The sequence below is a fragment of the Ruegeria sediminis genome (assembly GCF_005938215.1).
Classification (GTDB): Bacteria; Pseudomonadota; Alphaproteobacteria; order Rhodobacterales; family Rhodobacteraceae; genus Ruegeria; species Ruegeria sediminis.
In genome coordinates this window covers 81,629-102,092 of the sequence record NZ_VCPD01000008.1, presented here as the reverse complement: position 1 = coordinate 102,092, position 20,464 = coordinate 81,629, and the positions used below count along the sequence as shown (strand labels likewise).

Here is a 20,464-nt window from a genome sequence, read left to right as displayed (position 1 = left end):
AACGTCATGACCGGTGCCGACATCATCGCAATCATCATTCTGATAACGATCCTGATCGCAGTGGGCGTCTATCTGCTGCACTGGCTCTATCGCCACTCATCCAAGGACCAGAGCTTTGTCCGAACAGGTTCGGGAGGAGAGCGCGTGGTCATGGGCGGCGGTGCGCTGGTGATCCCGATCATTCACGACATCACGGTCGTGAACATGAACGCCATCCCGATCGAAATCCGGCGGCAAGGCGAACAGTCGCTCATCACGCGCAACAAAATGCGCATTGATATTACCACAGAGTTTTTCGTGCGCGTCGTGGCCACCGAGGAAGGCGTTTCGACCGCCGCCCGGACGCTTGGCGCCCGGACCCAGGATCCGATGTCGCTGAAAGAGGTCGTTCAGGGGCGACTGGTGGACGCCATGTCCTCGGTAGCGGCGTCGATGACGATGGAGGAAATCCACCAGGACCGCGCAGCCTACGTTCAGAAGGTGTCCAGCATTGTCTCGGGCGTTCTGGCGAAGAACGGGCTCGAGTTGGAGACCGCCGCTTTGACGACACTGAACCAGGCCGACATTTCATATTTTGATCCGACCAACCATTTCGACGCCGAAGGTCTGACGCTGATCGTCCGCGAAACCGAAGAGCGCCGCAAACTGCGCAACCAGATCGAAAACGAAACCAAGGTTCAGATCAAGACGCGCGACTTTGAAGCCGAACAGAGGGTCATCGAGATTGACCGCGATCTGGAATTCGTCCGCATTGACCAGGCCCGCGACATCGAGGCGAAAAAGGCCCAGCAAACGGCGGCCGTCGAAGCCGAGCGCGCCAGTTCGCAGATCGCGGTGACCCAGGCTCGCACCAGGGCAGAGGAGGAGGCAGAACGCGTCAAGATTGCCAAGGCCCGCGCCATCGACGAGGCAAGAATTACCAGCGAGAACGAAGTCAAGGCCCTGGAGATCGAGCGCCATCGCGATACCGAACTGACCGAGATCACCTCGAGGACCCGCATCGAGACCGAGCGCATCCAGACCCGCCAGCAGATCGAAGCCGAACGCATCGCCCGCGAACGCGAGATCCGCGAGGCCGAGATCAAGTCACGGCTTGATGTTGCCACCTTCGAGACAAAGAGCGACGGCGAGATCGAGAACACGCGCTACATCACCCAGCAGGAGGTTGAAAAGGCGCGGATTGCGACTGAAAAAGCCATCGAATTGCTTGGCGTTGAACGCGAGAAGGTTATTCGCGTCTCTGCCGAACAGGCTCAGGCCGAGAAAGAGCGCGCCGCACTGGCCAAGAAACTGGCCGTCGAAAGCGATCGGCTTCAGACCGAAGAGGCGCTTCAAGAACGCGACATCGCGCGGCAGCACAAGATCAAGCTGGCCGAAACTTCCAGCATGCGCGAGGTCGAGGACAAACGTATCGTTGCCGATCGCGAGATCGAGGAACTGCGAGTTGCTGCCCGGAAATACGTCGAACGGTTCGAAATCGAACAGCAGATGGAAATCGAACTTGCCGACAAGGAGCGCCTGATCGCGGTCGTCAACAAAGCCATTGACGAAGCAGTCGCTCGCACCAACGAGGCCGAGGCACGCAAGAAGTTGGCCCTTACGGAAGAGCGGGTCGAATCCACCCGGGCGGAGGAAAAAGCCAACCGCGCCAAGGTTGTCGAAGTCATCGAAGCACAAGCCCGCGCGGAACGCGAGACAATCCGCGTCGTCAAGATGGCCGAGGCTGAGAAGGCCGCAAGCGAGCAAAAAGCCGAGGGCGAAATGGCCGAAGCCAAGGCCGCCGAATTCCGCTATGGCGTGGATTCCGAGGGTCGTCGGAAGCTCAACGAGGCGGAAAACCTGCGAAATGACGAAAGCCGCCGCAGTGCCATTCTCGAGGGCGTCGTCACCCGACTGCCCGAGATCATCCGCGAACAGGTCAAACCGATGGAGAACATCGAGTCGATCAAGATCCTGCAGGTCGATGGTTTGCCCGGTCTCAACAGCCCGTCCGAAGGCGGTGGCGTCGGCGGTACGGGGGGCGGCACCGGTGGCGGCGGCAGCGTGTCTGATCAGGTGGTCAACTCTGCCATGAAATACCGGACGCAGGTCGCATTCGTCGATGGGCTCATGGAAGAGATCGGGCTGCCCCTGAAGAACCTTGGTTCCGCCGGCGGCATGTCGTTCCGCAACTTCCCTTCGTCCGGCAAACCTGACGGCAAAGACGATTGACAGAATAGGGGCGTGCGACGATGGCAAATCCCAACCTCACCGATCGTTTGGACCGGCATGCGCTTGTCATGGCGATCTGGACCCCGGCCGCCTTCGTCGTGATTGCCCTGTTGCACATGGGAATGACTGGAGGCGGCGGGTGGTGGATCGCCGCGGGTTTTGCCGGGATTATCTCAGCTTTCGCCGGCCACGTCATCGTCAACACGGTTCTCAAGACGGGTTTCACGGCGGGTGAAACGGCGCTAGGCGTGTTCGCCTTCGCCGTCGCGCTGGTCGCGCTACTCCTGACGGCGCTTCTGGCCTCGCCGGATGTCGTCGATCGCGTCTTCATACCTGTCGGATTGGGGCTGGTATCGTTGGTGATTGCGGTGGTCGTTTACATGGTGATCGCCTTCGGGCCGCGCAAAGCCTTCGAAAAGTTCGACGTGATCCGCGACAACAACCTTCGCCCGGCGTCCCGTCTGCCACATCGCGGGGGTCGCAGGTGACAACGCCTCTCCTCATCACGCTGGTTCTGCTCGCGCTTTACGGGCTGTACTTCGCAGCACGCGTGGCGCGGACCGATGCGGATCCGGGCACCTTTCTGGATGCCGGGCAGGCGCTTCCGGGCTGGTCGGTGATGTTTTTGCTGCCGGGTATCGTCATGGCGGGGTACGGGATCGACCGCCATCTGTTCCTCGTCGGGCGGTTCGGCCTTCAGGCAACTCATGTGACGGTCGGCTTCGTGTTGGTCGCCATTGCAGCACTTCTCGTCTTCAATCGGCTTTGGCTGGCGACCCGGGTTGCAAATCTGTACACCCCCGGCGAGGCGCTTGGCAGGTACTACGGCAGCGTTGCCTTGCGGGTTGCGGTCATGGCGCTTGGCCTCTTGTTCGCGCTGCCATTCGCCGCCGATCTTCTATCCTCAGCCGCCCGCATTCTCGAGGCGGCGACCGACGGGATCATCCCGCGGGTCGCAGGTGTCTGGCTGATCGCCTTCTCGCTTGCGATACCCGCGATCGTCGGAGGTTGGCGTGCAACCGTCTTGGTGCTGGCGATGGAATCCATCCTGCTGGCTGTGTTGTTGCCGGGTGTTGCCGTCTTTACCGAGATGACGTCGCAGGGTGACGGATTTCCGTCGCTGCCCATACAGGTCGCTGACGGAGTGTTATGGGACCGCATCCCCGGCGTGCTGCAGAATTCCGCGGGTATCGGCAAAAGCGTTCCGTCCGGCGGGATCTTCACGGCGGTTGGGATAGCTTCGACTGTGATCGCGGCGATCGGAATCATTTTCAGCCCGGCGACGCTGTATCTGGGGCAAACCGTGCGTGCCGGGCGCGCGTTCGGGGTTTCCACCGTTTGGATGACCGGCGGTTTCGCCACCGGAGCAATGGTGCTGGCGGTTCCGTTGCTGGTGGCGCGAATGCCGGATGGATCGGTTGCGCTGGCTGATGATCTTTTTGCAATCGAACCCCTTGCCGGAGTGGGTCTGCTGCTGCTCAACCTGGTCGGTGCGCTTCTGGCGGTGAGCTTCTTCGTGACCGGCGGCGCAGTTCTCGTAACCCGCGAGTTGCTATTCGCCTATCTTTTGCCCAGCCTGTCGGATCGGCAACAACGGCTGGCGGCGCGCATTGCGTTGGGTTTTGCTTACTTCATTATGGCGCTGATGGCTGCTTTTTCTCCCTTCGTTTCAGCTGTTGCCGCGAGCGTTGCTCTACCTCTCTCGGTGCAGATGTTGCCGGCCATTCTTGGCCTGACATTCTTTCGCTGGATCAGCCGGGGCGCGGTCCTGGCCGGGATGACGATCGGTGTGCTGATCGTGGTTTTCACCGAACCGCTTGGATTGATCCTTTTCGAGGCGTTGTTCGTGGAACTGCCTTGGGGGCGTTGGCCCTTGACGATACATTCGGCAGTCTGGGGCCTTGCGTTCAATGTCTCGTTCGTACTTCTTGCGTCCGGCGTCACCCTGCGGGCGCCCGATCGCTTGGAACGTGACCGGCTGCACGATGCGATGGCGACCCATCAGATGAACAATGCGGGTGGGCGCGGCCTGCTGTGGACCTTGATGCTGCTGTGGGGATTTCTTGCCTATGGTCCCGGGGCAATTCTGGGAAACACGTTTTTCAGCCGCCCAATTTTCACCAAGGTCGAGGCTGGGCTGGGAGTTCCCTCGCTATGGGTCTGGCAGATATTGTTCTGGCTGTTTGGAGTGGTGCTGGTTTGGTGGCTAGCCTACCGTGTCGGGTTCGGGCAGACGTCCGAGGACGGGATAAAACCCATTCAATTGGGCGAGGCCCGCGCAAAGCGGACGCCGGACTGGTTGGCCGCGGGGCTGGCCCGGGTGGCAGAACGGCCCGCCCGCCTTGGCGCGCGGAGGTATTCTGCCGAGCCAGCGAAAGGGTATGCCAAGCGTGCCGAACGAAGCGGGTAGATACCTGGTGTTTGGCAGCTGACGACCGCCGGTTCTCAGTTGGCTCCCGACAGTTCCGGCGTCATCTTGTTCTGTACGATGATTGCGGCTGGCTTCCCGTCGCTCGGTGTCACGGTCGGCTGCCAGGTCGTGGTGCAGCGCCCCTGTCCAATTCGGGTGCGGGGAGTGTTGGTCGGATCAATAACTGCGCGGCATGCCCAGGACATGCTCGGCCAGATAGGATAGGATGAGGTTGGTCGAGATCGGTGCGACCTGATACAAGCGCGTTTCCCTGAACTTGCGTTCAACGTCATATTCCTCGGCAAAACCGAAGCCGCCGTGGGTCTGGACGCACGCCTCGGCGGCTTCCCAACTGGCTTCGGCGGCCAGCATCTTGGCCATGTTGGCCTCTGCTCCGGGATTGCCGCCTGCCTCGTAAAGGCGGATGGCTTCACGCAGCATCAGCTCCGCCGCCCGCATCCGGGCATAGGCCTTGGCGATGGGGAACTGAACGCCTTGGTTCTGACCGATGGGCCGGCCGAAAACCTCGCGCTCGGAGGCGTATTTTGACGCGGTCTGGATGAACCACTTGGCGTCGCCGATGCATTCCGAAGCAATCAGGATCCGCTCGGCATTCATGCCGGACAGGATGTAGCGAAAGCCCTTGCCCTCATCGCCGATCAGGTTCTCGGCAGGTACTGGAACGTCATCGAAGAACAGTTCGGTCGTGTTGTGGTTCATCATCGTCCTGATCGGACGGATCGACAGACCGTTCTTGAGAGCGTCGTTCATTTCCACGATCAGAACGGACAAACCGTCAGTCTTCTTGGTGACTTTGTCGGCGGGGGTCGTGCGGCAGAGCAAGATCATAAGGTCGGAATGTTCCGCGCGGCTGATCCAGATCTTCTGCCCGTTGACGATGTATTTGTCGCCTTCCCGCCGCGCCGTCGTGCGCAGGGCAGGGGTGTTGGTGCCACTAGTCGGTTCGGTGACGCCGAAGGCTTGGAGCCGAAGCGAGCCATCTGCGATCCGGGGCAAATAACGCGCCTTCTGGTCGTCCGACCCATGCCGGAGCAGGGTGCCCATCGTGTACATCTGGGCATGGCAGGCGCCCGCGTTGCAGCCGGCGCGATGGATTTCCTCGAGTATGGCGCAGCCCGCTGAAAGCGTGAGGCCCGCTCCACCATACTCTTCGGGGATCAACGCAGCGAGGTAACCCTGGTCTGTCAGCGCCCGGACAAAGTCGCTGGGATAGCCGCGCTCCTGATCGAGCTTGCGCCAGTAGTCGCCGGGAAATGCCTCGCACAGCTTGGCGACCGCGCTGCGGATGTCATCATGGTGTTCGATAGTGGTCATTCAGGTCTCCATTGCGGAGCAAACTACCATCGGTCGCATGGCCCGGGCAGGTCTGATCGATGATCGCAGGCATAGATTTGCCCTATATCAGGTGCTCACCGTCGGCGGGTAAATTGCTTGCTAGGTCGAACCGGACTTCCGGCGCCATTTGGCGGGGCCTGTGGCGTGGATCGAATTGCCTTCGCTGTCCACCGCCACCGTGACCGGCATGTCCTCGACCTTCAACTCATAGATCGCCTCCATGCCGAGGTCTTCGAACGCCACGGGTCGCGCCGCCTTGATCGCCTTGGAGACCAGGTAGGCGGCCCCGCCCACGGCGATGAGGTAGGCAGCGCCGTGGCGCTTGATGGCCTCGATCGCCGCTGGGCCACGCTCGGCCTTTCCGATCATCAGCCTCAAGCCGGTGGCCGCCAGAATGCGGTCGGCGAATTTGTCCATCCGGGTCGAGGTGGTCGGTCCCGCCGGGCCGATGACCTCGTCCCCCACCGCGTCGACCGGCCCGACATAATAGATGGCGCGCCCCTTGAGGTCGACGGGCAGGGCGCCGCCGTGGTCAAGGATCTCGACCATCCGCTTGTGCGCGGCGTCGCGCCCGGTCAAAAGCGTACCGGACAGCAGCAGCGTTTCCCCGGGGGTCAGCGAGGCAATCACCTCGTCGGTAAGCGCGTCGAGATCGATGCGGCGGGCATTGGCGTTCGCCTTGTCCAGCAGGATCTCGGGCCAGTCCGCCAGCTCCGGAGGCGCAAAGACCGCCGGGCCGCTGCCGTCGAGGACAAAATGCACGTGCCGCGTCGCCGCGCAGTTGGGGATGAGGCCCACGGGCAGCGAGGCGGCATGGGTCGGGAAGCTGCGGATCTTGACGTCGAGAACGGTAGTCAAACCGCCCAGCCCCTGGGCCCCGATGCCAAGCGCATTGACCCGGTCGTGGATCTCCAGACGCAGTTCCTCGGTCCTGTCGCGCGGACCCCGCCGCTGCAACTCGAACATGTCGATGGGATCGTTCAGCGCCTGCTTGGCCAACATCATTGCCTTGTCGGACGTGCCGCCGACACCGATGCCGAGGATTCCTGGCGGGCACCATCCCGCGCCGAGCGTCTCGACGGTCTGCACCACCCAGTCGGCGACCGAGGCAGACGGGTTCAGGACATTGAACCTGGCCTTGTTCTCGGACCCGCCGCCCTTGGCCGAAACATGGATGTCGACCGTATCCCCGGCCACGATTTCGGTCGTCAGCATCGCGGGCGTGTTGTCTCCCGAATTCCTGCGCGCACCGAACGGGTCGATGACCACCGAGGCCCGCAGCGGGTTGGTATCCAGGCGGTAGGCCCGTCGCACCGCTTCGTCCACCGCCTCCTGCAGTCCCGCGGACAGATCCAGCCGGGCGCCCGCCCCGACGCGGATCGTGATATTGGCGGTACCCGTGTCCTGGCAGATGGGACGGCGGCCAAGCGCGCACATCCGGGAATTGACCAGGATCTGCGCCATTGCGTCTTTCGCGCCGGGGCTTTCCTCGCGCTCCCACGCGGCGGCCAGCGCCCGGATGAAGTCGGGTGGGTGGTAGTAGGAGATGTATTGCAGCGCCTCGGCGATGCTGTCGATCAGATCGGCTTCGCGGATCACCTTCATGTCAGTCCTCCTCGACCTGTCGTATCACGTCCGTGACGCTGCCGTCGCGGTACTCGGATACGGCGACCACGCGGCCTGTCGATCGGCGGGCCGGCGGGTGGCTTGCGGCCTCGGACGCGCGGGCCTGCATGTCCTGGATGGACAACACCGGCAGACCTGCGGTTTCCAGGCGGTCGCGCAGGTCTTCGCGCAGCGGGTTCACGGCGATGCCGGCCTCGGTGATCACTGCATCCACGGTTTCGCCCGGGGTCGTCAGTGTCCCAACCTCGGGAACGATCTTGGCGTGACCGGCGGCGGTCAGCCTGGTGGTGATCAGTGTCAGCCGCGCGCCCTGCGCGGTGTCGGAATGGCCGCCCGCGCCGCCAATGATAAGCCCGTCGGCCCGGGTGGTGACGTTGACGTTGAAATCCAGATCGACTTCGGCGGCGCCAAGCACCACAGCACTCAGCCGATCGACCACCGCGCCGCCCACATGCGGCCCGGCATAGGCGGCCGCCGACATGGACTGGTGGCGTGGATCGCTCTGGTACGAGCGCACTGCGTCCAGATCGAAGCACTGGACGTCCATCAGGTTGCGAAACAGCCCGGCGCGCAGCATCTCGACGTGAAATCCTGTGATGCCGCCCGAGGCAAAGCTGCCGGATATCCCGCGCTGCGTCATTTCCTGCCCGACCGCCGCCGCGGTGGCGAGAGAGATGCCGCCGGCGCCGGTCTGGAACGAGAACCCCTCCACCAGAAGACCGCTGGCGGCAATCACCGCCGCGGTGCGTTCGGCAATGCCGAGGCTGACGGAATCCGCAGCCGGGCGCGTCGTGCCCGAGGCGATGCCGGCGGCGTCGCCGATGCTGTCCACTGGCGCCACGAAATCGACCTTGTGCTGCGGGATATCGATCGGAACCGCCGGGTAGGGAACCACGCTGTCAGTGACCGCCACCACGTGCCGGGCGCTTTCCACGTCGGCTAGGGGATACCCCATCGTTCCGAATGGCGAGTGTCCGATGCGGCCGCTGAGATTGCCCAGCTCATCCGCCGCGGATGCCGCGACGAAGGCCACATCGACCGGCAGGTCGCCGGTGTCGAGCGCACGCGCGCGGCCGCCGTGACTACGCAGGATTACTGGCTGGTGCAGGGCGCCGCGGCTGACCGCTTCGCCGACCGGCCCCGCGATGAAACTTGCCGAAATGCGTGTGACGGTGCCGTTGCGGATATGGTCGACCAGAGGCGCATGGACCGGAAAGATCGAAGAGACCGCCAGATGCAGGTCTTTCAGCCCCCGCCGCGCCAGCGCCGCCACTACCGTATTGAGCACCGCATCGCCATTGCGAAGGTGGTGATGGAAAGAGATCGTGTCGCCATTCTTCAGCCCACAGGCCGAGATCGCGGCATCGATACCGCTCAACAGCTTGCTGGTGCCGCTGGTGCGCCCGGTCGCCTCATGTTTTCGGAGAGGTCCCAATCCGGCAACGCTTTCGGGCAGTTTACGCATCGGCCAGCCCTGTTGTGCGGCCAGCCCGGGCGAGGATCCGCCGCGCCGCATCCTCGACAGGTTTGTCGACCATCTTGCCGTCCACCGCTACAGCCCCCGCGCCGCCTTCGGCCAGGGCCGCCAGCACACGTTCTGCCCAGTCGCATTCGGCGGGCGAGGGCGCAAAGGCCAACGCCACCGTCGCCACCTGGGCCGGGTGGATCAAAAGCTTGCCGCCAAAACCGAACCGCCGTGCAGTCTCGGATTCCAGGCGCAGTTTGTCCGTGTCCTTGATGTCCGGGGTCACGCTGTCGATCGGGGCCTCGGCGCCCGCCAGACGGGACCGCAGAACCAGTTCGGAGCGCACCAGCGCCAGCGCATCCCAATCGGGGGCCGCTCCGAGGTCGAGCGCGAAATCGAGATGCCCGAAAGCCGCGCGACGCACATCGGGAACGGCCAGCAAGGTCTGCAGCCGGTCGAGACCCCGGGCGGTTTCGATCTGCGGCAGCAGTTCGACCTTGCGGCCCGCTGCCTGGCGAACCGCAGTCAGGGATTCCGTCGTTTCCGCCTTGGGCAGCATGAAGGCCGCCGCAGGCGCGCTTGCCACGCAGTCGAGGTCGGCCGCGAAATGCGGCGAGGCCGCGTCGTTGATGCGCACAACCACGCGGGACCAGTCGATATCGGCTTCGACCAACCCCGCACGCGCCTCGGCCTTCCTTTCCGGGCGCACCGCGTCCTCAAGGTCGATGATGATCCGATCGGCGCCGGAACCCAGCGCCTTTTCAAAACGTTCCGGACGGTCGCCCGGAACGAACAGGTAGGTGACAGCAGAATTCATACGCCTCATCCAACACAAGACAACGGCGAAGTCGAGGGGTCAGATGGTGCGTCCGCCATCGACTTCGAGAACGACGCCGGTGATGAACTCCGCTTCGTCCGAGGCCAGATAGAGACAGGCGCTGGCCACGTCCGACGGTTCCGCAAGCCGGCCCAGCGGCACGGTGGAGATGAATTTCGCCCGGTTTTCGGGCGTGTCCGGCATACCCATGAAGCTTTCCAACAACGCGGTAGCGCCCATTACCGGCGCAATGCAGTTCACGCGGATCTTGTCCGGAGCCAGTTCCGCCGCCATCGAACGCGACAGGATGTTCACCGCCCCTTTGGTCGAGTTGTACCAGGTCAGCCCCGGGCGCGGCCGGATACCGGCGGTGGAGCCGATGTTGAGGATGACGCCCCCGCCTTGCTCCCGCATCACGGGAACGGCGGCATTCGTCATTTGGTAGATCGACTTCACGTTTATTGCGTAGACCCGGTCGAATTCCTCTTCCGAGACCTCCAGCATCGGTTTGTTGCGATGGGTCCATCCGGCATTGTTGATCACGATGTCCACCCGCCCGCCAAAGTCGCGCGTCCTGGCAACCGCATTCACAACGTCGGTCGCCGAAGTCACGTCACCCTGAACGGCCAAGGCAGATGCGCCGATGTGAGACGCCGTGGCATTGGCACCGTCTCCATTGAGGTCCAAGATCACCACCTTCGCGCCTTCTCGGGCGAATGCCTCGGCGGTGGCCGCGCCGAAGCCGGATGCGGCTCCGGTCACCAGTGCGGTCTTTCCTTTCAGACGCATTGCGAACCTCAGGCTGGCAACAAGCCGATCTGCTGCTGCAGACCGACATTGTCGATGGCAGGCCATTGCTCGGCGATCTTGCCGTTTTCCATGCGGAAAAGATCCAGCACCGCCACGTCGAACCTCTTGCCGGTTGCGGCGTAGTCTCCGAAGGGGCCGGAATGCACGCCCCGGAACTGCAGGCGGACCAGAACCTTGTCGTTCTCGGCCACCGTATCCTGAATGTCGAGTTCGATTTCCGAGAATGCGCCTAGCAGCAGGTCGCCCAGCTGCAGCACGCCTTCGGGACCTACGACTTCGAAGGGCAGGGTGGTGTCGCGGCGCACATAGGTCTTGGCGACATTCGCTTCGAGCCAATCGCGGTCCTTCGTCGCGAATGCCTTGAAGTAATCCTTGGCGCGTTGGCGGTTCGCCTCGATGGTCGCTTTGTCGGTCATGGGCATATCCTTCATATAAAGAGCTTTCCTTGCGTCAGGCCGCGGTTTGCGCCGCCGAGCCTTCAGCGGCGAGCGTTTCGAAACCGGCGCGCGGGAAGTGGATGTGAATGGTACCGGTCTCGGCGTGGTCGCGGGCGATGACGACCTCTTGCGCATCGGCGGCGACCAGCACACCTTCGACCGGTACCTTGGCGTTGTCGTCCGGGGTCACGGTGACGCGTGTCCCGAGCTTCAGTCCGGATGGATCTGCATCGGCCGCAAAACTGTCGGCAGGCGTAGCATTCGCAGCGACCGCGAGCGCCTCTTCGGGAGTCATGTCCGTTACGGATCCGTGGCCAATGGCGGCGATCCGGTCCATCCAGGCGATAATGGTGGCGCTGAGCTTCAGTTGCGCGTCGATCGTCTCGGCGCCGCAGTTGGCGCGCAGAAGCCAGAGCGAGTGGTAGCAGGTCAGGTCGGCGACGCTGAGCCTGTCGCCGGTCAGGTAAGGTCCGTTTTCAGCCAGTATCGACTCCAGCCACTCGGAGAAGGCCGTCATTTGCTGCACGTAAACCGGCAGCATCGGCGCCATAGCTTCCTTGGAGATGTCGTAGCCCAGGTAGTGATCTCTGCGGTCCTTGATGAATTCCTCCGGCAGATGCTCGCCTATATGATCCACAAGAACTCCGATCGCCGGTTTCCAGGTGGAGCGGTCCCACCATTGCGACAGCGCCTTTGAAATGCCTTCGCCTGTGGGGTAGAGCGTAGGTTCAGGCTGGACCCGCTCGAGCGCCCGGAAGATCACCTGAGTGTCGCAGTAGATGTCGGCCCCGATCTGCATTACCGGCACACGCCTGTAACCTCCGGTCAGCGCGTCGAGCTGAGGGCGAGGGGGCACCGCTTCGACCTTGACGGAACGCCAGGCCAGCCCCTTGTAGCCGAGTGCCAGCCGGATCTTTTCGGAAAATGGCGAGAGGTCATAGTGGTGAAGAATGACGTCGGACATCTGTCGTGCGCTCCCTTCGCTGCAATGTTCGTGTCGCGTTTCCGGGCCAAAATAACATGCGATCCGAAAGCACCGGTAAGACCGTTTCGGTTCCGGCCGTATAGGAATACCCTCTAGCGTTGGGCGTGGGTCGCTGGCTTCCGCGCGAATTCCGCACGCAGTGCCGCGTCTTGTGCGCCAAGCGCCGGAACAGGGCGGAACTGCTGTGCCTGGCCGGCCACCACCGCGCCTGGCGCTAGCATTTCGATTTCACCTGCGTCGGTCTGAACGGTGATCAGCCGGTTTTGCGGATGGCTGAGCAAATCGTAGAGGTCGGAAAGCCGGCCAAAGGCTATCCTGGCTCGGGTCAGCCGCTCGATCATCTCTTCGCGCCCTAGCGCAGCGAATGCGGGGGCAACGACCTGCTCCAATGCCGGACGGTTGGCCACCCTTAGCGAGTTGGTGGCAAAGCGCGGATCTCTGGCCAATTCCGCATCGCCGAGAACTTCGGAGCACAGCCGGACCCATTCGCGCTCGTTCTGGATCGAGATCAGAACCGCTTTGCCGTCGGCACAGGTATAGGCGCCATAGGGAGCGATGGTCGGATGCTTCAGGCCGACACGGCCCGGTGGCTTGCCGCCGTATCGGGTCTGCAAGTAAGGCACATTCATCCAGTCTGCCATCGCATGGAACAGGGAAACTTCTATAGCGCGGCCGCACCCGGTGCGTTCGCGCGCAAAAAGCGCCTGCAGGATTGCCTGAAAGGCCGTCATTCCAGCCGCGATGTCGCAAACCGACACGCCAACGCGCGCGGCGCCATCCTCGGTGCCATTGATCGCACACAAGCCGCTTTCAGCCTGAATCAGCAGGTCATAGGCCTTTTGGTCGCGATAGGGACCGGTCTCGCCATATCCGGATATCGAGCAACAGATCAGCCTTGGGTGCCGTGCCAGCAGCGCGGCCGCGCCAAGCCCCAACCGGGCGGCTGCGCCCGGGGCTAGGTTTTGGATGAAGACATCCGCCTGTTCCAGCATTGCGCCCACCAGCGCCTGGTCTTCTGGTGTCTTGAGGTCCAGCCGGATCGATTCCTTGCCGCGGTTGAGCCAGACGAAATAGGCGCTTTCGCCGTTGACCAGGCTGTCATAACCGCGCGCGAAATCACCCTCGGGTCGTTCGATCTTGATCACCCGCGCCCCGGCATCGGCCAGCCGACCCGAGGCGTAAGGAGCCGCAACGGCCTGTTCCAGAGCGACGACGGTGATCCCATCGAGATCCTGCATGACTTGCTCCAATACGTGATGTGTCGTTTTTCTATCCCACGCGCGGGCAGTCACTTGGAAATATCGCTTTCCTCGGTTGGCTATAAGAATCTACTATGGGTCAGGGGGGAGCGGATGGACATCAAGCAGCTACGCTATTTCATCGCGATCGCCGAAGAAGGTTCGCTTTCGGCCGCCGCGCAGCGTGTCAACGTCGCGCAGCCGTCTCTGTCGCAGCACGTGCTGTCGCTGGAACGCGATCTCGAGGTCAAGTTGCTGGAACGTTCACCGCGCGGGGTGACGCTGACGCAGTCGGGCGAGATCCTGCTGAGCCACGCGCGGGAAATTACCCGGGCGATGGAAAATGCGGTCGAGTTGGTACGTCAGTCCGGAGCCGAACCGGCGGGCGACGTCAGTTTCGGCCTGCCAAGTTCCGTGTCGATGGTGCTTTCGGTGCCGCTGGCCGAGACAGTGCGGCTTGAACTGCCCAAGGTTCGGCTGACAGCGATCGAAGCAATGAGCGGCTTCATCAAGACCTGGCTTGAAGACCAATCCATCGACCTTGGAATGCTCTACGATGTCAGTTCGGTGCGCCACCTCAGCTACACGCAACTGATGACGGAAGAACTGCATTTTTTTTCGGCGCCCGACGCGTGGCCCTTTCGGATCCGGGCCGGAACTGCGGTCCGGCTGGCTGATCTGGCGGGGGTGGAACTGGTGCTTCCGTCGCCGCATCATGGCCTTAGGAACATGATCGATCGATTCACACGCACGCACGGTGTGACTCTGAATGTCGCGACCGAGATGGACGCCTTGGCGCAGATCAAAACCATGGTGGCGCGCGGCAGTGGTTACACTATTCTCGCTCCTGCGGCCGCCTACGATTTTGTGGAACGCGGCGAATTGATCATGGCACCGATTATCGAGCCCAGGCTGATACGTCCGGTCTATCTTGTGCGCAACCCGGCGAAACCCGTGACCCGTGCCAGCCAGGAAGTGGAACGGATCACTCTGGAGGTCATACACGACCTTGTCCGGCGCGGCATCTGGCAGGCGATGGACCAGTCCGATGAAGACAGCGGCTGAAACTCCTAGTGCGGAAGGAATTCCTTGTCGATGATGACCACGTCGCGGGCCGGTGCGGAAACGTCCAGCCGTAGCGCCCACTGGCCGTGCATGTCCAACTTGAGCTTTGCCCGGTAAGCACCAGTGGAGTCTTCGAAACTTGCCGCCACCGGTTCGATGTTGTGCGCCATCGGCATGCTTGGCATGTCCGGTTTGACGGTAAAGACTGCATCTTCGACCGGCTCGCCGCCGCGCGACAGGTGAAAGACGCACTCATAAGTCAGGTCGGCATCGGATGGGCTACAATCGGCCTCGGCCTGCAGGCGGTCGGCCAGTGCCGGCCCTGTTACCGCGATGAGCGCGCCAAAAGTGACGATGGTTTTCAGCATGGGTTTTCTCCTGTCGAGTTGTTGCCAAGAAGGACTTCTTCGAAGCGTTCCGCCTGCTCTCGCGTGGGAGTACGGCCCGCGCCGACGGCCAAGCCATGCCGGAGAAGCAGGTAGCGATCCGCAAATCCCAGCGCCATGTGGATGTTCTGCTCGACCAGCAGAAGCGTGAGGCCGTCGTTCCGCAACTCTTCCAAAACGTGAAATACACGTTCGGCGGCGGACGGAGAAAGGCCAAGGGTTGGTTCGTCGAGCAAAAGGAGACGGGGCGAGGCCATCAAGGCCCGTCCAAGCGCCAGCATCGTTGCCTCTCCTCCACTCAGCGTACCGGCGCGCTGACCAAGCCTGCTGCCAAGTTCGGGAAACCGCGCAAGCACCTTGGCCCGGCATTGGTCATGTTCTCGCCGGTTCACCCGCCCTGCGCCCAGGCGCAAGGTTTCGGCGACTGTCAGCGATGGCGCCAGAATCCGCCCTTCCGGCATCAGCGCAATTCCGTCCATCCGATGAAGCGGCTGCCCGGTGATATCGCGCCCGTCAAAGGTGACACGCCCGGATCGTGCCTGAGCCAGGCCGCAGATGGCATTGACGAGGCTCGACTTTCCGGCGCCATTCATGCCCGCGACGGCAAGAACCTCGCCCGGAGAAATGGTCAGCGACACGTCCTGCAAGGCGCGGATGCGCCCATGGCTTACGCTCAGTGCCGCGACCTCTAGCATGGTTTCGCTCCGAAATAGCTTTGCCGTACGGCGCTGTCGGCCAGGACCTGACCGGTCGGGCCGTCCGCTATCTTGCGCCCCGCGTTGAGCACAGCGATCCGAGGGCAGAGCGCCGCCACCAACTGCATCTTGTGCTCGATGACTATGGCGCTGCGGCCGGGCAAGACGTGGGTCGCGATCACTTCGGTGATCGCTTGCGTCTCGGCCGAGGTCATGCCGGCCGCAGGTTCGTCGAGCAGAACCAATTTCGGGTCCGCCGCAAGCAGTCGCGCGATTTCCAGGTGCCGCATCTGCACCAGAGTCAATTCCGCAGGGGTTTTTTGGGCTTTCTCCGACAGCCCAAATATGTCGAGCAGGTTCATGAGCGAGTCACGCTCTTGCCGTCGCGCCGCGGGGGATAGCCAGAAAGCATCGCGCAGCGGAGCGCAGGCGTGTCGGGCGGCCCGCACGTTTTCATAAACCGAGAGCCTGCGAAGAAGGCGCAGGTTCTGGAAGGTTCGTGCAATGCCGAAGCGCGCGATCTGCGACGGCGACTGACCGGCCAGGTCAAGCCCGTCGAGCAGGATCGCTCCGGCTTCGGGATTGTGATGTCCGGTCAGCAGGTTGAAGAGGCTCGTCTTACCGGATCCGTTCGGTCCGATGAGGCCAAGCACCTCGCCGGGCGAAAGGCGGATGTCCACCGCGTCGAGCGCCTTGACGCCGCCAAAGCGGCACGACAACCCTTGGATCTCTACCGCCGCAGCCATGCCTGAATCCTGCGAACGGTTTTCTCGTCCAGAATTCCTCGCGGACGCAGGATCAACACCAGCGCCACCAGGCCGCCAAACACAATCATCCGGTAGCTCGAGAAGACGCGCAGCGATTCCAGAAGACCGATATCCACCAGCACCCCCAAGATGGGCCCGAACACAGTGCCGAGTCCTCCGATCAAGCCATAAGCCAGGGAGTGCACGCCGATCATGACGCCGAATTGCGCCGGTTCGACGTAAGTGGCGAGATGGGCATAGAGCGCGCCGCCAAGTGCGGCGATTCCGCCTGCCAGCGTGGCGGCAGCGATCCTAATGCGGTTCACATTCAGCCCTTGCATGCCTGCCAGAATCGGATCTTCGCCAACGATCCTAAGCTGTGCCATACCGCGTCCGCGGGCCATGCAGGCGATGAGGCCGATCACCGCCGCCAAACCGGCGGCGATGATCCCGAGGTATCCCAGCGGTTCCACACCGGCCTCATAGGCCCAGCGAATGTCGCGGAACCCGTTGGCGCCATCGGGGCCGGTCAGGTAGCCGTCGACCTCGCGCTGGTAGGAAAACACGTTCAGGCAACTGCGGACGAACTCGGCAAAAGCCAGTGTGGCGATGGCGTAATGCATCCCCGACAGTCGGGTTGTCGGCCAGGCGACCAGCCCGCCGATGACAGCACCCAGTACAACGCCAAAGCCGACGCCAAGGGCAAAGGGCCATTGCCAGACCGCGGTGGCGATGCCGCCCGCATAGGCGCCTATGGCAAAATAGGCTTGCTGCCCGAAACTGATTTCTCCGCAGATCAGCAGCACCCAGGCGGAAATCGCCAGAAAGGAGAAAAGCCCGATATTGGACAGGACCGAGATGGTGAAGGCATCCATCACTCAGAGCCTCCGCAATGCTTCGGTACGCGCACCGGCATCGGCGCGGCCTGCCAGCCCGGACGGGAGCATCACGAGGGCGAGGAACAACAAGGTGTAGGTCACGATCTCGCGTCCCGCAGCCCCGAGGAACCACTGCGCCTGCGCCTCGACGACGCCTAGGACAAGCCCTCCGATAAGCGCCCCGCGCAGCGAACCCAAGCCACCGATCACCATGGCGATGAGGCCCTTCATCGTCGCCCAGAGGCCAATCTTTGGCGTGATCTGGCCATCCGTCGCCGCGATCAAGAACCCGGCAACGCCGCCGATGACGGCGGCCAGCAGAAAGGTGAGGAACGCGACTTGCGCCACATTGACGCCCGACACGCGTGCGGCTTCGGGGTTGTCGGCCAGCGTGCGGACCTCCAGTCCGAACCGGGTGCGGGTCAGGATCCATTGCAGCAGCAGGATCAGCGCGGCGGCGGTCAGAAACATCGCGAGGTATTCCGGGCGCAGGAAAACCGGACCGATCTCCAGCATTGGAATGGTTTGTAAGGTCGGGAAAGCGTAGGTGCGGCCCGGAAAGACATGCACTACCGCCTCTTCGAGCTGCATCCAGATTGCAAAGCTCGACGCCATCGAAGCAAGTGCCGCGTCCCCTCGGATCGCGGCGAATGAAATGCGCTCCACATAGGCCGAGGCCAGAACCGCGCCTGCAAGGGTGGCCAGAAACACCGGGATCATCCCCGCCGACCATTGCGAATGCAGCCAGGCCCCGGCGAATATGCCCACCATGATCGATGGCCCGAAAGCGATGTTGAGCCGCCGCATGACTCCGAAGATCAGCGTGAAACCGATGGCAAGCAGGCCATAGGCCGAGCCGATGGCGAGACCGTCCAAGGTGTTCTGGACGATATCGAGCAGCATCGGCCCGGCCAGTCGATCAACTTGCCTTGCGCGCGCCGAGATAGGCGCGCTGGATCAGTTCGTCGTGATCCACTTCACCGGGCCGACCGCCGAAGGTCACATGCCCCTGTTCGAGCAGGTAGAAATGATCGGCATAATCGAGCGCCAGATGCGCGTTCTGTTCGACAAGGAAAATGGTGCGCCCTTCGTCGCGCAACCGGCCGATTATCTCGAATATCTCCTCGACGATGATCGGCGCGAGGCCGGTCGAAGGCTCGTCCATCAACAGGATCTTCGGCCGCGCCATCAGCGCCCGTCCCACCGCCAGCATCTGCTGCTCTCCGCCCGAAAGCGTGCCGGCCTCTTGATTGGCGCGCTCGCGCAGACGCGGGAAACGCTCCAGCACCTCTTCCAGGTCATCGAGCCCGCCGCCTTTTTCCTTGCGGCGGCTGAAGGCGCCCGCAATCAGGTTGTCCTTCACTGTCATTTCAGGAAAGACCAATCGGTTTTCCGGCACCGTCACCACACCTTTGCTGACGATGCTGTGCGGGCGCATCCCCGAGATTTCCTCGCCGTCGAGTTTCATCGATCCCGAATGCGCCTTCAGGATGCCGGCAATGGTCCAGATCAACGTCGTTTTTCCGGCGCCGTTCGGCCCCAAAAGACAGGTCAGGCCGCCGTCGGCGATGTCGAGCGAAACGCCCTTGAGCGCGGCGATCTTGCCGTAGGAGGTGCGGATGTCGCGGATCTCAAGCATGGATCAGTTTCTCCTTCTTGTGCGAACTGCCGAGATAGGCGGCGCGGACGTCCTCGTTGGCCTGAACCTCGGTTGGGCTGCCCTCGGCAATCTTGCGGCCGAAATTCAGCACCGCGATCCGGTCGGTGATGCCCATCACCAGTTCCATCATGTGCTCGATCAGCAGAACGGTGACGCCGCGGTCACGCACGGCTCGGATGCGTTCGGCCAGAAGCTGTCCGTCCTCGAGGCTTGCCCCGGCGGCGGGTTCGTCCAGCAGCAGGACACGCGGGTTCGACGCCAGGGCGCGGGCCATTTCCAGCCGCCGCATCTCGCCGAACGACAGTGCGCTCGCCTGCACGTCGCGTTTCGAGTGGAGCTGCGAGAACCGCAGCAACTCCTCGACATCGGGCGCGTGTTCACCGCCGGCCTTGAACCAGCGCGACAGAAAATGCGCGCGTCGCTGCTCGTGCCCGTTCTGCGCGACCCACAGGTTCTGGGCGACGCTCAGATTGCCGAACAGCCGGATGTTCTGGAACGTCCGGGCGACGCCGACCGAGGTGCGTTCGTGCTGAGCCATGGCCGTCAAGTCCCATCCGTCCAGCGTGACCTTGCCGGCGGTCGGAACGTAGAGCCCGGTTATCAGGTTGATGATCGTGCTCTTGCCCGATCCGTTGGGGCCGATCAGCCCGAAGATTTCGCCTTCACTGATGGTCAGGCTGACATCGTCGACGGCGCGGACACCGCCGAAGTGCTTGGAAAGGTTTTCGAGCGTCAGCATCACTCCGCTTCCTTCAGTTCCAGGGATTTGTCATGGTCGTTGGTCTTGCGGCCGAAAAGCTGTGACAGGCGCGGAGCGTGCTCACCCAATAGGCCGGTCGGCCGAAGGTTCATTGCCAGCACGATCAACGCGCCGAACAGCAGCGACCGCCAGTCTCCCATGAACCGCAACCCTTCGATCAGGAAACCTTGAATGAACAGAACCGCGATCAGAGTGCCGAAGATCGAACCAAGTCCGCCAAGGATCGGGTACGCGATGGCGAAGGTGGCGAGCAGCACACCAAAGACGCCGTGTTCGATATGAGTGACGGTGTGAGCATATATCCCTCCGCCGATTCCAGCGATGAAACCTCCGGCGGTCATCGCGCCGACCTTGACTGCGGTCAGGTTCAGACCGATTGACTGGGCTGCGGTTTCATCGTGGCCGACGGCGCGCAGAACGGCGCCAGCACGGGTGCGGTCAACCCACCACAAAGCCACCATGATCACTGCCACGATGATCCATATGAAACCGGTGACCTGCCAGATCTCCCAGCCGTTTTCCGGGAAGTAGCGGATCGAGCGAAAGCCCTCGGCGCCATTCGGCCCGACCATTTCGCCGCCGCGCTCAACCTGCCAGGTGAGGTTGAAGAAGAACAGCCGCACCATCTCGCCGAAGGCTAGTGTCGCGACGACGAGCATCAGTCCTTTCACCCGCAGCGCCGGGAACCCCACGACACAGGCGACCACGGCGGTCAGCAGACCGGCAATCAGAACCGCGGGCAGGATATGCATGCCGAACATGGCGGTGCAGGCCCCGGCGGCATAGGCGCCGATCGCGTAAAACCCGGCCTGGGCCATGCTGACCTGGCCAGTCAGCAGCACCACGTAGGCCGAAAGTCCCAGCAGCGTGTGGACGCCGAAGATCTGGAGAAGTCCGAAATAGAAGTCCATCTTGACCT

Annotated in this window: 20 protein-coding genes; 4 read left to right on the top strand and 16 right to left on the bottom strand. The window is 62.8% G+C overall.

The features are described from left to right. Positions 1–6 precede the first annotated feature (6 nt). Genes FGK63_RS18465 through FGK63_RS18455 form a run of 3 tightly spaced genes read left to right on the top strand, consistent with a single transcriptional unit; the run spans position 7 to position 4,621 of the window. Complete coding sequence (locus FGK63_RS18465) at positions 7–2,211, top strand: flotillin domain-containing protein (RefSeq protein ID WP_138845058.1); 2,205 nt, start codon at positions 7–9, stop codon at positions 2,209–2,211. A 20-nt stretch (positions 2,212–2,231) separates the two neighbouring features. After that, on the top strand, positions 2,232–2,699 hold the full coding sequence (locus tag FGK63_RS18460) for a hypothetical protein (RefSeq protein WP_138845056.1): 468 nt from the start codon (positions 2,232–2,234) through the stop codon (positions 2,697–2,699). Then, positions 2,696–4,621 carry an SLC5/6 family protein gene (locus tag FGK63_RS18455; protein WP_138845054.1) on the top strand — a complete coding sequence of 642 codons (1,926 nt, stop codon included), beginning with the start codon at positions 2,696–2,698 and terminating at the stop codon, positions 4,619–4,621. The genes FGK63_RS18460 and FGK63_RS18455 overlap by 4 nt, the downstream gene beginning before the upstream one ends. A gap of 177 nt (positions 4,622–4,798) precedes the next feature. On the opposite strand, the gene FGK63_RS18450 is transcribed toward FGK63_RS18455, so the two are convergent. The 8 genes from FGK63_RS18450 to FGK63_RS18415 all read right to left on the bottom strand — a co-directional run bounded on the left by FGK63_RS18450 (position 4,799) and on the right by FGK63_RS18415 (position 13,355). Further along, on the bottom strand, positions 4,799–5,956 hold the full coding sequence (locus FGK63_RS18450; RefSeq protein WP_138845052.1) for an acyl-CoA dehydrogenase family protein: 1,158 nt from the start codon (positions 5,954–5,956) through the stop codon (positions 4,799–4,801). Positions 5,957–6,076: 120 nt separating this feature from the next. Beyond that, positions 6,077–7,582: a fumarate hydratase gene (locus tag FGK63_RS18445; protein WP_138845050.1), complete on the bottom strand. Its 1,506-nt coding sequence runs from the start codon at positions 7,580–7,582 to the stop codon at positions 6,077–6,079. A gap of 1 nt (position 7,583) precedes the next feature. Further along, the gene (gene citF, locus FGK63_RS18440; RefSeq protein WP_138845048.1) at positions 7,584–9,068 is read right to left on the bottom strand and encodes a citrate lyase subunit alpha; all 1,485 of its coding nucleotides are present in this window, start codon (positions 9,066–9,068) and stop codon (positions 7,584–7,586) included. Continuing rightward, positions 9,061–9,885: an HpcH/HpaI aldolase/citrate lyase family protein gene (locus tag FGK63_RS18435; protein ID WP_138845046.1), complete on the bottom strand. Its 825-nt coding sequence runs from the start codon at positions 9,883–9,885 to the stop codon at positions 9,061–9,063. Before FGK63_RS18435 ends, citF begins: the two co-directional genes overlap by 8 nt. 39 nt (positions 9,886–9,924) lie before the next feature. Next, positions 9,925–10,674, bottom strand: coding sequence for a glucose 1-dehydrogenase (locus tag FGK63_RS18430; RefSeq protein ID WP_138845044.1), 750 nt, complete (start codon positions 10,672–10,674; stop codon positions 9,925–9,927). Between the two features lie 8 nt (positions 10,675–10,682). Continuing rightward, positions 10,683–11,111, bottom strand: a complete 429-nt coding sequence (locus FGK63_RS18425) for an ester cyclase (protein ID WP_138845043.1) — start codon at positions 11,109–11,111, stop codon at positions 10,683–10,685. A 34-nt stretch (positions 11,112–11,145) separates the two neighbouring features. Further along, positions 11,146–12,096 (bottom strand): glutathione S-transferase family protein, encoded by a 951-nt coding sequence (locus FGK63_RS18420; RefSeq protein ID WP_138845041.1) that lies wholly within the window; start codon positions 12,094–12,096, stop codon positions 11,146–11,148. A 113-nt stretch (positions 12,097–12,209) separates the two neighbouring features. Next, entirely contained in the window at positions 12,210–13,355 is a 1,146-nt protein-coding gene (locus FGK63_RS18415; RefSeq protein ID WP_138845039.1) for a CaiB/BaiF CoA transferase family protein, read from the bottom strand. Between the two features lie 114 nt (positions 13,356–13,469). Between FGK63_RS18415 and FGK63_RS18410 the strand changes: the two genes are divergently transcribed. Further along, on the top strand, positions 13,470–14,420 hold the full coding sequence (locus FGK63_RS18410) for a LysR family transcriptional regulator (RefSeq protein WP_138845037.1): 951 nt from the start codon (positions 13,470–13,472) through the stop codon (positions 14,418–14,420). A gap of 5 nt (positions 14,421–14,425) precedes the next feature. On the opposite strand, the gene FGK63_RS18405 is transcribed toward FGK63_RS18410, so the two are convergent. The 8 genes from FGK63_RS18405 to FGK63_RS18370 are packed head-to-tail and all read right to left on the bottom strand — an operon-like array spanning position 14,426 to position 20,456. Beyond that, the gene (locus tag FGK63_RS18405) at positions 14,426–14,788 is read right to left on the bottom strand and encodes a FixH family protein (protein ID WP_138845035.1); all 363 of its coding nucleotides are present in this window, start codon (positions 14,786–14,788) and stop codon (positions 14,426–14,428) included. Continuing rightward, positions 14,782–15,501 carry an ABC transporter ATP-binding protein gene (locus FGK63_RS18400; protein ID WP_138845033.1) on the bottom strand — a complete coding sequence of 240 codons (720 nt, stop codon included), beginning with the start codon at positions 15,499–15,501 and terminating at the stop codon, positions 14,782–14,784. Before FGK63_RS18400 ends, FGK63_RS18405 begins: the two co-directional genes overlap by 7 nt. Next, entirely contained in the window at positions 15,495–16,247 is a 753-nt protein-coding gene (locus tag FGK63_RS18395) for an ABC transporter ATP-binding protein (RefSeq protein WP_138845031.1), read from the bottom strand. Before FGK63_RS18395 ends, FGK63_RS18400 begins: the two co-directional genes overlap by 7 nt. Continuing rightward, complete coding sequence (locus FGK63_RS18390; protein WP_138845029.1) at positions 16,232–17,122, bottom strand: branched-chain amino acid ABC transporter permease; 891 nt, start codon at positions 17,120–17,122, stop codon at positions 16,232–16,234. Before FGK63_RS18390 ends, FGK63_RS18395 begins: the two co-directional genes overlap by 16 nt. Before the next feature lie 3 nt (positions 17,123–17,125). Continuing rightward, positions 17,126–18,028: a branched-chain amino acid ABC transporter permease gene (locus FGK63_RS18385; RefSeq protein ID WP_138845027.1), complete on the bottom strand. Its 903-nt coding sequence runs from the start codon at positions 18,026–18,028 to the stop codon at positions 17,126–17,128. Between the two features lie 16 nt (positions 18,029–18,044). Then, positions 18,045–18,764, bottom strand: coding sequence for an ABC transporter ATP-binding protein (locus FGK63_RS18380; RefSeq protein ID WP_138845025.1), 720 nt, complete (start codon positions 18,762–18,764; stop codon positions 18,045–18,047). Then, a complete protein-coding gene (locus FGK63_RS18375; RefSeq protein ID WP_138845023.1) occupies positions 18,757–19,524 on the bottom strand; it encodes an ABC transporter ATP-binding protein in 768 nt (255 codons plus the stop codon). The genes FGK63_RS18380 and FGK63_RS18375 overlap by 8 nt, the downstream gene beginning before the upstream one ends. Further along, positions 19,524–20,456 carry a branched-chain amino acid ABC transporter permease gene (locus FGK63_RS18370; RefSeq protein ID WP_138845019.1) on the bottom strand — a complete coding sequence of 311 codons (933 nt, stop codon included), beginning with the start codon at positions 20,454–20,456 and terminating at the stop codon, positions 19,524–19,526. The genes FGK63_RS18375 and FGK63_RS18370 overlap by 1 nt, the downstream gene beginning before the upstream one ends. Between the last annotated feature and the right edge of the window lie 8 nt (positions 20,457–20,464).

Coding starts and splice junctions, on each gene's coding strand:
- FGK63_RS18395 (WP_138845031.1), bottom strand. CDS start 16,247: ATGGCTGCGGCGGTAGAGATCCAAGGGTTGTCGTGCCGCTTTGGCGGC.
- citF (WP_138845048.1), bottom strand. CDS start 9,068: ATGCGTAAACTGCCCGAAAGCGTTGCCGGATTGGGACCTCTCCGAAAA.
- FGK63_RS18385 (WP_138845027.1), bottom strand. CDS start 18,028: ATGCTGCTCGATATCGTCCAGAACACCTTGGACGGTCTCGCCATCGGC.
- FGK63_RS18415 (WP_138845039.1), bottom strand. CDS start 13,355: ATGCAGGATCTCGATGGGATCACCGTCGTCGCTCTGGAACAGGCCGTT.
- FGK63_RS18410 (WP_138845037.1), top strand. CDS start 13,470: ATGGACATCAAGCAGCTACGCTATTTCATCGCGATCGCCGAAGAAGGT.
- FGK63_RS18460 (WP_138845056.1), top strand. CDS start 2,232: ATGGCAAATCCCAACCTCACCGATCGTTTGGACCGGCATGCGCTTGTC.
- FGK63_RS18375 (WP_138845023.1), bottom strand. CDS start 19,524: ATGCTGACGCTCGAAAACCTTTCCAAGCACTTCGGCGGTGTCCGCGCC.
- FGK63_RS18450 (WP_138845052.1), bottom strand. CDS start 5,956: ATGACCACTATCGAACACCATGATGACATCCGCAGCGCGGTCGCCAAG.
- FGK63_RS18465 (WP_138845058.1), top strand. CDS start 7: ATGACCGGTGCCGACATCATCGCAATCATCATTCTGATAACGATCCTG.
- FGK63_RS18390 (WP_138845029.1), bottom strand. CDS start 17,122: ATGGATGCCTTCACCATCTCGGTCCTGTCCAATATCGGGCTTTTCTCC.
- FGK63_RS18380 (WP_138845025.1), bottom strand. CDS start 18,764: ATGCTTGAGATCCGCGACATCCGCACCTCCTACGGCAAGATCGCCGCG.
- FGK63_RS18405 (WP_138845035.1), bottom strand. CDS start 14,788: ATGCTGAAAACCATCGTCACTTTTGGCGCGCTCATCGCGGTAACAGGG.
- FGK63_RS18435 (WP_138845046.1), bottom strand. CDS start 9,885: ATGAATTCTGCTGTCACCTACCTGTTCGTTCCGGGCGACCGTCCGGAA.
- FGK63_RS18425 (WP_138845043.1), bottom strand. CDS start 11,111: ATGACCGACAAAGCGACCATCGAGGCGAACCGCCAACGCGCCAAGGAT.
- FGK63_RS18400 (WP_138845033.1), bottom strand. CDS start 15,501: ATGCTAGAGGTCGCGGCACTGAGCGTAAGCCATGGGCGCATCCGCGCC.
- FGK63_RS18420 (WP_138845041.1), bottom strand. CDS start 12,096: ATGTCCGACGTCATTCTTCACCACTATGACCTCTCGCCATTTTCCGAA.
- FGK63_RS18445 (WP_138845050.1), bottom strand. CDS start 7,582: ATGAAGGTGATCCGCGAAGCCGATCTGATCGACAGCATCGCCGAGGCG.
- FGK63_RS18370 (WP_138845019.1), bottom strand. CDS start 20,456: ATGGACTTCTATTTCGGACTTCTCCAGATCTTCGGCGTCCACACGCTG.
- FGK63_RS18430 (WP_138845044.1), bottom strand. CDS start 10,674: ATGCGTCTGAAAGGAAAGACCGCACTGGTGACCGGAGCCGCATCCGGC.